9 protein-coding genes are annotated in these 12,421 nt (G+C 64.9%); 6 read left to right on the top strand and 3 right to left on the bottom strand.

Going from position 1 to position 12,421, the window contains the following annotated elements; all coding sequences use genetic code 11:
- Positions 1–190: 190 nt before the first annotated feature.
- Complete coding sequence (locus tag NLM32_RS39525; protein ID WP_254134064.1) at positions 191–745, bottom strand: cytochrome c family protein; 555 nt, start codon at positions 743–745, stop codon at positions 191–193.
- 221 nt (positions 746–966) lie between these two features.
- Here NLM32_RS39525 and NLM32_RS39530 point away from each other — a divergent pair, with 221 nt between their 5' ends.
- A complete protein-coding gene (locus NLM32_RS39530) occupies positions 967–1,707 on the top strand; it encodes a 3-deoxy-manno-octulosonate cytidylyltransferase (protein WP_254134065.1) in 741 nt (246 codons plus the stop codon).
- 21 nt (positions 1,708–1,728) lie between these two features.
- On the top strand, positions 1,729–2,589 hold the full coding sequence (locus NLM32_RS39535) for a prephenate dehydratase (protein ID WP_254134066.1): 861 nt from the start codon (positions 1,729–1,731) through the stop codon (positions 2,587–2,589).
- 168 nt (positions 2,590–2,757) lie between these two features.
- Here the strand turns inward: NLM32_RS39535 and NLM32_RS39540 are convergent, their stop codons facing one another.
- Complete coding sequence (locus NLM32_RS39540; protein WP_254134067.1) at positions 2,758–3,774, bottom strand: LLM class flavin-dependent oxidoreductase; 1,017 nt, start codon at positions 3,772–3,774, stop codon at positions 2,758–2,760.
- Positions 3,775–4,175: 401 nt separating this feature from the next.
- Between NLM32_RS39540 and metF the strand changes: the two genes are divergently transcribed.
- Positions 4,176–5,093, top strand: coding sequence for a methylenetetrahydrofolate reductase [NAD(P)H] (gene metF / locus NLM32_RS39545; protein ID WP_254134068.1), 918 nt, complete (start codon positions 4,176–4,178; stop codon positions 5,091–5,093).
- A gap of 6 nt (positions 5,094–5,099) precedes the next feature.
- A complete protein-coding gene (gene metH / locus NLM32_RS39550) occupies positions 5,100–8,951 on the top strand; it encodes a methionine synthase (protein ID WP_254134069.1) in 3,852 nt (1,283 codons plus the stop codon).
- Between the two features lie 352 nt (positions 8,952–9,303).
- Here the strand turns inward: metH and NLM32_RS39555 are convergent, their stop codons facing one another.
- Positions 9,304–9,933: a glutathione S-transferase family protein gene (locus NLM32_RS39555; RefSeq protein ID WP_254134070.1), complete on the bottom strand. Its 630-nt coding sequence runs from the start codon at positions 9,931–9,933 to the stop codon at positions 9,304–9,306.
- 155 nt (positions 9,934–10,088) lie between these two features.
- Here NLM32_RS39555 and NLM32_RS39560 point away from each other — a divergent pair, with 155 nt between their 5' ends.
- Both NLM32_RS39560 and NLM32_RS39565 read left to right on the top strand, forming a co-directional pair.
- A complete protein-coding gene (locus tag NLM32_RS39560) occupies positions 10,089–11,036 on the top strand; it encodes a threonine/serine dehydratase (RefSeq protein ID WP_254134071.1) in 948 nt (315 codons plus the stop codon).
- A gap of 258 nt (positions 11,037–11,294) precedes the next feature.
- Complete coding sequence (locus NLM32_RS39565) at positions 11,295–12,419, top strand: BBP7 family outer membrane beta-barrel protein (protein WP_254134072.1); 1,125 nt, start codon at positions 11,295–11,297, stop codon at positions 12,417–12,419.
- Positions 12,420–12,421 lie beyond the last annotated feature (2 nt).

Raw genomic sequence — 12,421 nt, forward strand, 5'->3', positions numbered from 1 at the left:
GGTTACCCCTTTAAGTGCTCAATATAGGCGAGGTTTCGACGGAATATGTTGCTTTTTCCTCATGTTGGAAGGCCGGACGGCCTGTCAGATGCGGCCAAACGCCCCGATAACAACGTCGCGAGGCCCGAATACGGAAACGGCCAGGCTTTGAGGCCTGGCCGCACATCCAAGATCGAGAGACCGGAAAGCCTTATTTCGCCGCGGTCGGGAGCGGCTTCGGGCTGTCGGAGAGGCTGTTCAGGTAGGCGATCACGTCGGCGCGCTCGCTGTCCTTCGGGATACCTGCAAAACCCATCGCGGTGCCGGGAACGGCAGCCTTGGGATTGGCGATGAACTTGTTGAGCGCGTCGAAGTCCCAGGTACCGCCCTTGCTCTTCATGCCGGCCGAGAAGTTGAAGCCGCCGCGGCCTTCGCCGACGTGGTCGCCGACGACGCCGTAGAGGTTCGGACCAACGCGGTTCGGGCCGCCCTTCTCGAAGGTGTGGCAGGCGCCGCACTTCTTGGCGGCGGACGCGCCCTTCTCGACGGAGGCGGTCTGGAGCAGCTTTTCGATCGGCTCGGACGGGGCCGCGGCAGCGCCCGCGCCGCCCTTGTCGCCGGCTTCTTCCTTCACGGCGATCTCGAAGCCCGGCTTTTCCGGAAATTTCGGCGAGAACAGCGCCTGCGCGGTGAAGCTCGTCACCAGCAGAACGAGACAGGTGCCAAGCAGAGCACCGAGAATCTTATTGAGTTCGAAAGAGTCCATTTCCGGCCAGGCCCCACACCGCAAGAAGGAATAGGCGGCCGGGCGGCCGCCAGGACGAGCCTCGGGAGAATCAAAAACGTTCCTTATTGTTTCCCCGAGTTTTGCCATTGAGATATCGGTTTGCCCGGGGTCTGGCAACCCGTATAAGCGACCCGGCTTTTAGCCCATCCCCACCCCATTTCTCGGTGCGGAAAACGCCCCGTTTCCAGGCCCTTGAACAGATGACCGATCCCCGCATCCTGGTGCTGATCCCGGCCCGCATGGCCGCCACCCGCCTGCCCGGCAAGCCGCTCGCTGATATCGCGGGCCTGCCGATGATCGTGCACGTGATGCGGCGCGCCGAGGCCGCCGGCATCGGCCGGGTCGCGGTGGCAACCGACACGGCGGAAATCGCTGCAGTCGTGACCGCCCATGGCGGCGAGGCCGTGATGACCCGCGCGGAGCACCCCTCCGGCTCCGACCGCATCCACGAGGCCATGCAGAAGCTCGATCCGGACGGCAAGGCCGAGATCGTGGTCAATCTCCAGGGCGATTTCCCGACGATTGCGCCAGAGAGCCTCCGCGAGGTGCTTCCCCCCTTCGCCGATCCCGCGGTCGACATCGTGACGCTGGCCTCGCAGATCCACACCGAGGAAGAGGACCTCGCGCCCAGCGTCGTGAAGGCCATCGGCACCCGCATCGGCCCCAGACGACTGCGGGCGCTCTATTTCACCCGTGCCACCGCACCTCATGGCAACGGACCGCGCTACCACCATATCGGCGTCTACGCCTATCGCCGCGCGGCGCTCGAGCGGTTCGTGTCCCTACCGCCCTCGCCCCTGGAGCGCCAGGAGAGTCTGGAGCAGCTGCGGGCCGTGGAGGACGGCATGCGGATCGACATCATGATCGTCGACAGCGTGCCGCGCGGCGTCGACACCCCGCCCGACCTCGAAACCGCGCGCAGCATCCTTTCCAAATCCTGAGCCGCTGCTACAAGGCCCGTCATGAGCAAGCTGAAAATCGCATTCCAGGGCGAACCTGGCGCCAATTCCCATATCGCCATCGTCGAGGCCTACCCCGACGCCGAGCCGATGCCCTGCGCCACCTTCGAGGACGCGCTGTCGGCGATCTCCTCGGGCGAGGCCGATCTCGGCATGATCCCGATCGAGAATTCGGTCGCCGGCCGCGTCGCCGACATCCACCATTTGCTGCCGGCCTCCGGCCTCTTCATCATCGGCGAGTGGTTCCTGCCGGTCCGGCATCAATTGATGGCGATCAAGGGCACCAAACTGTCGGACATCAAGTCCGTCGAGAGCCATGTGCACGCCCTCGGCCAGTGCCGCCGCATCATCCGCAAGCTCGGTATCAAAGGCATCGTGCACGCCGACACCGCCGGCAGCGCCCGCGACATTTCCGAGCGCAAGGACAAGAGCGTCGCCGCGATCGCCTCGCGGCTGGCCGCGCAGATCTATGGCCTCGACATCCTTGCCGAGGACATCGAAGACGAGGCCCACAACACCACGCGCTTCGTGGTGCTGGCGCGCGAGCCGAAATGGGCGGTCCAAGGTTCGGGTCCGCTGGTCACGACTTTTGTATTCCGCGTGCGCAACCTTCCCGCCGCGCTCTACAAGGCGCTCGGCGGCTTTGCCACCAACGGCGTCAACATGACCAAGCTCGAGAGCTATATGGTCGACGGCAATTTCTTCGCCACGCAGTTTTATGCTGACGTCGACGGCCACCCCGACGACAAGGGCCTCGCATTTGCGATCGAGGAGCTGAAATTCTTCTCGCGCGAATTCCGCATCGTCGGCGTGTATCCCGGCCACCCGTTCCGCGCGACGTTCAGCGAGACGCAGCAGGATTGATCTTTCACCCTCCCCTGGAGGGGGAGGGTCGGCTCACATTGAGCGCAGCGAAATGTGAGACGGGGTGGGGTGACGGTCTCTCCTCATCCAACAGTGCCCGTTTGGAGAGATCACCCCACCCCGCTCGCGCTGCGCGCGATCGACCCTCCCCCTCCAGGGGAGGGTGAGTTACGCCGCCTGCTTCGCCAGCCCAAAGGCCTCCGCGAGCAGCGAATACGACCTCTTGCGCGCCTCGTGATCGTACACGGCCGTGATCACCATCAATTCGTCCGGCTTGCTCGCATCCATCAGCGGCTGAAGCTTCTTCTGCACCGTCGCCGGACTGCCGACGAACAGGCGCGAGCGGTTGCGCACGATCGAGACGCGCTCGGAATCCGTATAGGGATAGGCCAGCGCCTCCTCGACGCTCGGCAATGGCAGATATTGACCGCGGTCGCGGCGCAGCCGGTTGAGATCGAAGGACGTGGCGAGCTTTTCGGCCTCTTCGTCGGTATCGGCCGTGATGACGGCGACCGCAAGGATCGCATGCGGGGTCGCACGCCAGGCCGAGGGCTGGAAGCGGTTGCGATAGTGCACCATCGCATCAATCGCATCGTGAGACGCGAAATGATGCGCGAAGGCGAAGCCCATGCCGACTTGCGCGGCAAGCTCCGACGAATAATCGCTGGAGCCGAGCAGCCAGATCGGCGGCAACGGACTGTCGTCAGGCATCGCGACGACGTTGTGGTAGGGATGGCCTGCAGGAAATTCGCGGGTCTCCCACAAAATCAATTCATGCAGCCGCTCCAGGAAATCGTCACCCTCGCGGCGGTCGAGCCGGCTGCGCAACGCATAAGCCGTGGCACCATCAGTGCCCGGAGCGCGGCCGAGGCCGAGATCGATACGGCCGGGAAACAATGCCTCCAGCATCTTGAAGCGCTCGGCCACCACCAGCGGCGCGTGGTTGGGCAGCATCACGCCGCCGGAGCCGACGCGGATATGCTTCGTGACCGCAGCGATCTGCCCGATCATCACGTCGGGCGCCGGGCTCGCGACCGAGGCAAGGTTATGGTGCTCGGCGAGCCAGTAGCGGACATAGCCGAGCCCATCGACATGACGCGCCAGGGCGATGCTGTTGCGCAGCGCTGCGGCGGGCTTTGTGCCTGTGGTGACGACGGAGAGGTCGAGGACTGAAAGCGGGATCATGGAGCGCTAACGTAGTGGAGGGCCGCGCGGCGGCAATGGGCCCACAGCGCAGGTCTGGCGTGTGCGGGCGGAGAGGCCGTGCGGGCGGCAGGAGCGCGATGTTGGGACGATTGTAGGCCATGCAACATCAAATTCATCCTGCCCACCCTGAACAGCGCAATCAACACGCTACAAAAATAGAATTAATATATTGATACTGCTATATTTTATTCTCCTGAGCATCGCGTCCCACTCGGCTCCTCCGCAGCGCAATATTTGACACTCTCCTGACAAAAGTGGGCGACTTCCCATCTCTGATGGGCTGTCGAGAAATCCGCCATTGCCCTATCTTAGCCGCTCCCAAGCTGGACCCGACCGCCGCCGCGAAACCGCTGGCGCGCGCCCCTGGAGTGAGTGGTGCCATGACCGATTTGACGACGCCTGCCCACCCTGACGGGCACCTCACCGCAAGGCGGCCCGCGATCTCCTTCGAGTTCTTTCCGCCCAAGACCGAAGATATGGAGCGGAATCTCTGGGAGACCATCAACCGGCTGGCCCCGCTCGACCCGAAATTCGTCTCGGTGACCTATGGCGCCGGTGGCTCGACCCGCGAACGCACCCACTCGACCATCGCCCGCATCCTCAAAGAGACCGCGCTGCTGCCGGCCGCGCATCTGACCTGCGTCGGCGCCTCGCGCGGCGAGATCGACGAGATCGTCGACCGCTACCACGAGGTCGGCGTCCGCCACATCGTCGGCCTGCGCGGCGATCCCGCCGGCGGCATCGGCACGCCCTACGCGAGCCATCCCGACGGCTATCAGACGTCCGACGCGCTCGTCGCCGGCATCAAGAAGCGGCACAGCGATATCGAGGTCTCCGTCTCGGCTTACCCCGAGAAGCATCCCGAAGCACGCGACTTCGATGCTGACATCGATACGCTCAAGGCCAAGGTCGACGCGGGTGCAACGCGCGCGATTACGCAGGTGTTCTTCGATAACGACCTCTACTTCCGCTATCTCGATCGCGTCCGCGCCCGCGGGATCAACATCCCGATCGTGCCGGGCATCATGCCCATGCACAATTTCAAGCAGGCCCGCAATTTCGTCACCCGCGCCGGCACCACCGTGCCGGACTGGTTCGCCGCGAAGTTCGAGGGCCTCGACGACGATGCCGAGACCCGCAAGCTTGTGGCCGCGACGGTTGCGGCGGGCCAAGTGCAGAAGCTCGCCAAGAACGGCGTTGACACCTTCCATTTCTACACCATGAACCGCGCCGATCTCGTGTTCGCGATCAGCCATTTGCTCGGCATTCGCGCCAAGAGCGCGCAGAAGGCGGCTTAAGACATCATGACCGTATCCATTTCGCCCAAGCGAACCGCCCTCATCAACGCCGCACGCGAGCGCATCCTCGTGCTCGACGGCGCCATGGGCACGATGATCCAGAACCTCCAGTTCGACGAGGCGGCTTTCCGTGGCGAGCGCTTCAAGAACTTCCATCGCGACCTGCGCGGCAACAACGATCTCCTGATCCTGACCCAGCCGCAGGCGATCGAGGACATCCACGCCGCCTATTTGCGCGCCGGCGCCGACATCGTCGCCACCAACACCTTCTCGACGACCTCGATTGCGCAGGCCGATTACGACCTCACCGACATCGTGTACGAAATGGGGCGCGAAGGCGCCCGCCTCGCCGGCAACGCCGCAAAACGCGTCGCCGCCGAAGACGGCAAGCCGCGCTTCGTTGCCGGCGCCATCGGCCCGACCAACCGCACCGCCTCGATCTCGCCTGACGTCGCCAATCCCGGCTACCGCGCCGTCACCTTCGACGATCTGCGCAAGTCCTATGGCGAGCAGATCCGCGGCCTGATCGACGGCGGCGTCGACCTGTTGCTGGTCGAGACCATCTTCGATACGCTGAACGCGAAGGCGGCGCTCTATGCGATCGCCGAAATCACCGAAGAGCTCGGCATCGACATGCCCGTAATGGTGTCGGGCACCATTACCGACAAATCCGGCCGCCTGCTCTCGGGCCAGATGCCGGAGGCGTTCTGGAATTCGGTGCGGCACGCAAAACCCGTCACCATCGGCTTCAACTGCGCGCTCGGCGCCGAAGACCTGCGTGCGCATATCGCCGATATCGGCCGCGTCGCCGACACGCTGGTCTGCGCCTATCCCAACGCCGGCCTGCCGAACGAATTCGGCCAGTATGACGAGACGCCGGAGTACATGGCGCGTCTCGTCGGCGAGTTTGCTGCGTCCGGCCTCGTCAACATCGTCGGCGGCTGCTGCGGTACCACACCGGATCATATTGCAGCCATCGCTGCAGCCGTTGCCCCGCACAAGCCGCGTAGCGTGCCGGAGATCGAACCAAAGCTGCGCCTCTCCGGGCTCGAGCCGTTCGTGCTGACGGACGCCATCCCCTTCGTCAACGTCGGCGAGCGCACCAACGTCACGGGCTCGGCCCGTTTCCGCAAGCTGATCACCAATGGCGACTACACCGCCGCGCTGCAGGTCGCGCGCGACCAGGTCGAGAACGGCGCGCAGATCATCGACGTCAACATGGACGAAGGCCTGCTCGATTCGGAAGCCGCGATGGTGACCTTCCTCAACCTCGTCGCCGCCGAGCCCGACATCGCCCGCGTGCCCGTGATGGTCGACTCGTCGAAGTTCTCGGTGATCGAGGCCGGCCTGAAATGCGTGCAGGGCAAGCCGGTCGTCAACTCGATCTCGATGAAGGAAGGCGAGGACAAGTTCATTCACGAAGCCAAGATCGCTCGCCGCCACGGCGCGGCTGTCGTGGTGATGGCGTTCGACGAGGTCGGCCAGGCCGACACGTTCGCGCGCAAGACCGAGATCTGCAAGCGCGCCTACGATATCCTGGTGAACCGCGTCGGCTTCCCGCCGGAAGACATCATCTTCGATCCGAACATTTTTGCGATCGCGACCGGCATCGAGGAACACAACAATTACGGCGTCGACTTCATCGAGGCGACGCGCTGGATCCGCCAGAACCTGCCGGGTGCGCACATCTCGGGCGGCGTGTCGAACCTGTCGTTCTCGTTCCGCGGCAACGAGCCGGTGCGCGAGGCCATGCATTCGGTGTTCCTGTATCACGCCATCAAGGCCGGCATGGACATGGGCATCGTCAATGCCGGACAGATGATCGTCTATGACGACATCGATCCCGAACTACGCCAAACTTGCGAGGACGTCGTCCTCAATCGCGACGCGGGCGCCTCCGAGCGCCTGCTGGCGCTCGCGGAGAAATTCCGCGGCAAGAAGACCGAAACCAAGGAAGCCGATCTCGCCTGGCGCGAATGGCCGGTGGAGAAACGGCTGTCGCATTCGCTGGTGCATGGGATCACCGAGTTCATCGAGCAGGACACCGAAGAGGCCCGCAAGAACTCCTCGCGCCCGCTCGACGTGATCGAAGGTCCGCTGATGGCCGGCATGAACGTGGTCGGCGACCTCTTCGGCGACGGCAAGATGTTCCTGCCGCAGGTGGTGAAGTCCGCCCGCGTGATGAAGCAGGCCGTGGCCTGGCTGATGCCGTTCATGGAAGAGGAAAAGGCGCGCAACGCTGCAAACGGCGTCGAGAGCGGCGCCAATTCGTCGGCCGGCAAGATCGTGCTCGCGACCGTCAAGGGCGACGTTCACGACATCGGCAAGAACATCGTCGGCATCGTGCTCCAGTGCAACAATTACGAGGTCATCGACCTCGGCGTGATGGTGCCGGCCGCCAAGATCGTCGAGACGGTGAAGGCGGAGAAGGCCGACATCGTCGGGCTGTCCGGCCTGATCACGCCCTCGCTCGACGAGATGGCATTCTTCGCCGGCGAATTGCAGCGCGAAGGGTTGAAGCTGCCGCTGCTGATCGGCGGCGCGACTACAAGCCGCGTGCATACGGCCGTGAAGATCGACCCGAGCTATCGGGCCGGTCCCGTCGTGCATGTCAACGACGCCAGCCGCGCCGTCGGCGTCGCGTCCTCGCTGCTGAGCCCTGAGAGGCGCGAAGCCTATGCGGCCGAGGTCCGTGCCGAATACGCAAAAATCTCGGAGGCGCATCTGCGCGCGCAGGCCGACAAGAAGCGGCTGAAGCTCGCCGACGCCCGCAAGAACCGCGTGCCGGTCGACTTCGCAGCCAACAAGCCGGTGAAGCCGACCTTCCTCGGCATCAAGAGCTTCGACGACTACGACCTCGCCGAGCTCGTGCCCTATATCGACTGGACGCCGTTCTTCCAGACCTGGGAGCTCGCCGGCCGCTTCCCCGCGATCCTCAAGGACGACAAGGTCGGCGAAGTCGCCCGCTCGCTCTATGACGATGCGCGCAAGATGCTCGACACCATCGTCAAGGAAAAGTGGTTCCGGGCGCGCGCCACCGTCGGCTTCTGGCCGGCGAACGCGCAAGGCGACGACATCGTGCTCTATGCCGATGAGAGCCGGACCAAGCGCATCGCGACGCTGCACACGCTGCGCCAGCAGCTCGAGAAGCGCGAGGGCCGCTTCAACGCCGCGCTCTCCGACTTCATCGCGCCCTCGGGCGTGCCCGACTATGTCGGCGGCTTCGTCGTCACCGCAGGAATCGGCGAGGACGCCGTCGCCGACCGCTTCAAGATGGCCAACGACGACTACTCCTCGATCCTGTGCAAGGCGCTGGCCGATCGTCTCGCCGAAGCCTTCGCCGAGCGCATGCATGCCCGCGTGCGCCGGGAGTTCTGGGCCTATGCGCCGGACGAGGCGCTCTCGAACGACGAGCTGATCCTGGAAAAATATCAGGGCATCCGCCCCGCGCCCGGCTATCCTGCGCAGCCCGACCACACCGAGAAGGCGACGCTGTTCGAGCTGCTCGATGCGGAAGCCACCGCCGGCGTGAAGCTCACCGAGAGTTTTGCGATGTGGCCGGGCTCATCCGTGTCCGGGCTCTATTTTGCAAATCCCGAGAGCTATTATTTCGGCGTCGGCAAGATCGAGCGCGACCAGGTCGAGGACTATGCCGCACGCAAGGGCATGAGCGTGGCCGAGACCGAGCGCTGGCTCGCGCCGGTGCTGAACTACATCCCCTCGCAACAGGACGCCGACAAGGCTTTCGCCGCGACGCCTGCGAATGACGAAACGTCGAAGGACCTCGCCTCGCATCCGCCGGGCTGCAATTGCGCGGTGCATCTGGTCTGGCAGAAGAAGCGCGCAGGCGCGGGTTAGACTCACGGAACGCGAGACGCGAAAACGACCCCATGCACAGTACGGATGGGGTTGAATGGCCTGGTGATTTTCGGTCTAACCGAAAATTACTTGCTCCGTCGGGCAAAACACCTGTATCGAGGCAGGATCGGGTGTCGCGTGTGAAGGCAACTCTCATCCCAAACGCACGGTCCCCATCCTCCCCTGGAGGGGGAGGGTCGCTTCGTATGAGCGAAGCGAAATGCGAAGCGGGGTGGGGTGACGGTCTCTCCACCTCGAACAGTGTCCGTGTGGAGGGATCACCCCACCCCGTCTCACATTTCGCTACGCTCATGTGAGCCGACCCTCCCCCTCCAGGGGAGGGTAAGAGGCCTCACCCCTTCGGCGGCGCCAGCGGCTGCACGATGTCCCTGAACGGGGCCAGCGCTTCACAACGCTCGGCATGCGCGCTCAGCGCCGGGTAGCGCGCCGTGTCGAACAATTGCGGATGCGCCTCGCGGGTGAACCTGAGGGCGCAGGCGACCGCGATGTCGGCGTGGCCAACGCGGGCACCGAGCCAATACGGCGTCGTCACCTTGGCGCGCTCGGCCTCGAGCACGCCGAGCACGTCGCCGATCTGCGCCTGGCAGCGCTCGACCCATAGCGCGAGCTGCTCCTTCCGCAGCACGCGCTCGTAGAGCAGGCTGACCGCCTTGTCGCCGAGGCCGGTCGCGAGCGCGCAGATGCGCAGATGCCGGCGACGCTCGACGCCGCTTCGCGGCAGCATCGCCTTCTCCGCACCGACGAGCTCGTCGAGATAATCCAGAATGATCGTGCTCTCGATCAGCGCCTCGCCGTCATCGAGCACCAGAGTCGGGACCCGGCGCAGCGGATTGTACGGCGCGATTTTGTCGGCATCGCCGAAAGTCGACCACGGCTTGTGCTCGAACGCGAGCCCGTAGAGCCGGAGCGCAATCGCGACGCGGCGGACGAAGGGGGAATCATATTGGCCGATCAGGAACATGGTTCTCGCTCTTCTCTGGCGTTGAACAAGGCAGGGCCGATCAGTTTCCACGATGAGATTGCGGCCGCGCAAGGAAAATCCCGGACATGCAGCCTTGCGTCGAATGCAACGGGCTCGCGACAGCGTCTCCCGAATGCGCTATCAAGGACGGCATCATGACAGCGACATCAGACATCAATCGGGAGCGGATCGCGGCGACCGAGGCCGTCATCCGTCCGCACATCAGGCGCACGCCGCTCATTCAGGCCGATCTCGCCGATTTCGGGCTTGCCCCGGCGCCCGTCACGTTCAAGCTCGAGATGCTGCAGCATTCCGGATCGTTCAAGGCGCGGGGCGCCTTTGCCAATCTGCTGCTGCGGCAGGTGCCGCAAGCCGGAATCGTCGCCGCGTCCGGCGGCAATCACGGCGCGGCGGCGGCCTATGCGGCGCAGCGCCTCGGCATTCCCGCCACGATCTTCGTGCCCGACATCACTTCGCCGGCCAAGGCCGAGCGGATCAGGGGCTATGGCGCGAAACTCGTGATCGCGGGCAGCCGCTACGCCGACGCGCTCGCCGCGAGCGAAGCGCATCTCGCCCAGACCGGCGCGTTGGCCGTTCATGCCTACGACCAGGCCGAGACCCTGCTCGGCCAGGGCAGCGTCGGCCTGGAGCTGGAGCAGGATGCGCCTGATATCGACACGCTGCTGGTGGCCGTCGGCGGCGGCGGGCTGATCGGCGGCATCGCGGCATGGAGCGCCGGGAGAACGCGTATCATTGCCGTCGAGCCGGAGCTATCGCCGACCCTGCACGCCGCACTCGCGGCGGGAGCACCGGTCGATGCGCCGGCCGGCGGCGTCGCCGCCGACAGCCTCGCGCCGCGGCGCGTCGGTGAATTGATGTTCCCGATTGCACGCGCCCATGTCGAGCGCGTCGTCCTGGTCAGTGACGATGCGATCCGGCAGGCGCAGGCAGCGCTATGGTCGCGCCTGCGCCTCGTCGCAGAGCCCGGCGGCGCTGCCGCGTTTGCAGCGTTGCTCTCCGGCCGTTATCGCCCGTCGGCAGGCGAACGCATCTGCGTGCTGGTCTGCGGTGCCAATACAACGGCGGTGAACTTCGACAGCTAGCGGTTCGGCGCTGTAGTCCGGATGGAGCGAAGCGAAATCCGGGAATCGATCCACGGGTGAGAAAGCCCCGGATTGCGCTTCGCTCCATCCGGGCTACGAGCCCCCATTTGACAACGAGGCTTTGCGGCAACAGCCGCCGGTTTCCTTCGCCGCTCTCGTCAACTCCGCCTTGCCGAACAATTTGTCGCATGGTTCCATCTTCGGGAGCTTGGGGGAGCGGCCATGAATCGGCGGGCAGTTTGCGCTGTAGCGACCGGGATGATCCTGGCTACGACGGCACTTGGCGGCACGAGCGCGCTTGCCGCCGATCTGCCGGTGAAGGCGCCGCCGAAAGCCGTTGATTTCAATCCGTTCTGGGCCGAGGCCGACTATCTCGCCTGGAGCGTGAGCGGCGACAAGCTGCCGGCGCTGGTGACCACGGCTCCCATCGGTACGCCGCTGGGCCTGGCCGGCGTGTTGGGGCAACCGACCACGACGGTGCTGTTCGGGGATTCCAGCGTCAACAAGGACTGGCGTTCGGGTGGACGGATCACGGCCGGCTACTGGTTCGATCCGCAGCGCAGCCGTGGCATCGAGGCCTCGTTCTTCGGGCTGGAGAATGTCGGGACCGGTTTTGCCGCCAACACCGGCACTAGCCCGATCCTGATGCGCCCGTTCCTGAACGTCTCGACGGGCGCGCAGGACGCGCTGATCGCCGGCTTTCCGGGCATCGGCACCGGCAGCGTCAATGCCAACGAGACCTCTCGCCTTCTCGGTGCCGGCGCGCTCTATCGGCAGGATATTGGCTCGTGGAGCGGACAGCGCGTGAGTGCGCTGATCGGCTATCGCTATCTGCGTTCGTCCGACACGCTCTGGATCACCGATACCTTGAACAGCGCAGCCTTCGGGGTGTTTACGCCCACCGACAATTTCAAGGCTGCGAGCAATTTCCACGGCCTCGATCTCGGCCTCACCGGCGAGTGGCGCAACGGCCCGTGGTCGCTGGAATGGCGCGGCAAGGTCGCGCTCGGCGCCAATCTCAACACTGCCGATATCTCGGGCTCGACGACGAGCACGATCGGCGCTGTCACCAAGACCACCGCGGGCGGTTTCCTCGCCGCCCCCAGCAATATCGGTCATTTCGAACAGACCCGCTTCGCGGTGGTGCCGGAGATCTCGCTCAAGGCCGGCTATCAGATCGCACCCGCCTGGCGGCTGATCGCCGGCTACGATGTCATGTACTGGACCGGCGTGCAGCGTGCCGGCGGACTGGTCGACACCGGCGTCAATCCAACCCTGGTGCCGCCGGGCCCCGCCGTCGGACCGGTGCGGCCACTGCCGGTGTTCAACACGACGAACCTGCTGGCGCAGGGGTTTAGTTTTGGGGTGCGGTATAATTATTGAGG

Origin of the sequence: Bradyrhizobium sp. CCGUVB14 (genome assembly GCF_024199935.1) — a bacterium.
Lineage (GTDB): Bacteria > Pseudomonadota > Alphaproteobacteria > Rhizobiales > Xanthobacteraceae > Bradyrhizobium.

Excerpts from the sequence above, each read along its gene's own strand:
- metF (WP_254134068.1), top strand. The coding sequence starts at position 4,176 with ATGACCGATTTGACGACGCCTGCCCACCCTGACGGGCACCTCACCGCA.
- NLM32_RS39560 (WP_254134071.1), top strand. The coding sequence starts at position 10,089 with ATGACAGCGACATCAGACATCAATCGGGAGCGGATCGCGGCGACCGAG.
- NLM32_RS39565 (WP_254134072.1), top strand. The coding sequence starts at position 11,295 with ATGATCCTGGCTACGACGGCACTTGGCGGCACGAGCGCGCTTGCCGCC.
- metH (WP_254134069.1), top strand. The coding sequence starts at position 5,100 with ATGACCGTATCCATTTCGCCCAAGCGAACCGCCCTCATCAACGCCGCA.
- NLM32_RS39555 (WP_254134070.1), bottom strand. The coding sequence starts at position 9,933 with ATGTTCCTGATCGGCCAATATGATTCCCCCTTCGTCCGCCGCGTCGCG.
- NLM32_RS39540 (WP_254134067.1), bottom strand. The coding sequence starts at position 3,774 with ATGATCCCGCTTTCAGTCCTCGACCTCTCCGTCGTCACCACAGGCACA.
- NLM32_RS39535 (WP_254134066.1), top strand. The coding sequence starts at position 1,729 with ATGAGCAAGCTGAAAATCGCATTCCAGGGCGAACCTGGCGCCAATTCC.
- NLM32_RS39530 (WP_254134065.1), top strand. The coding sequence starts at position 967 with ATGACCGATCCCCGCATCCTGGTGCTGATCCCGGCCCGCATGGCCGCC.
- NLM32_RS39525 (WP_254134064.1), bottom strand. The coding sequence starts at position 745 with ATGGACTCTTTCGAACTCAATAAGATTCTCGGTGCTCTGCTTGGCACC.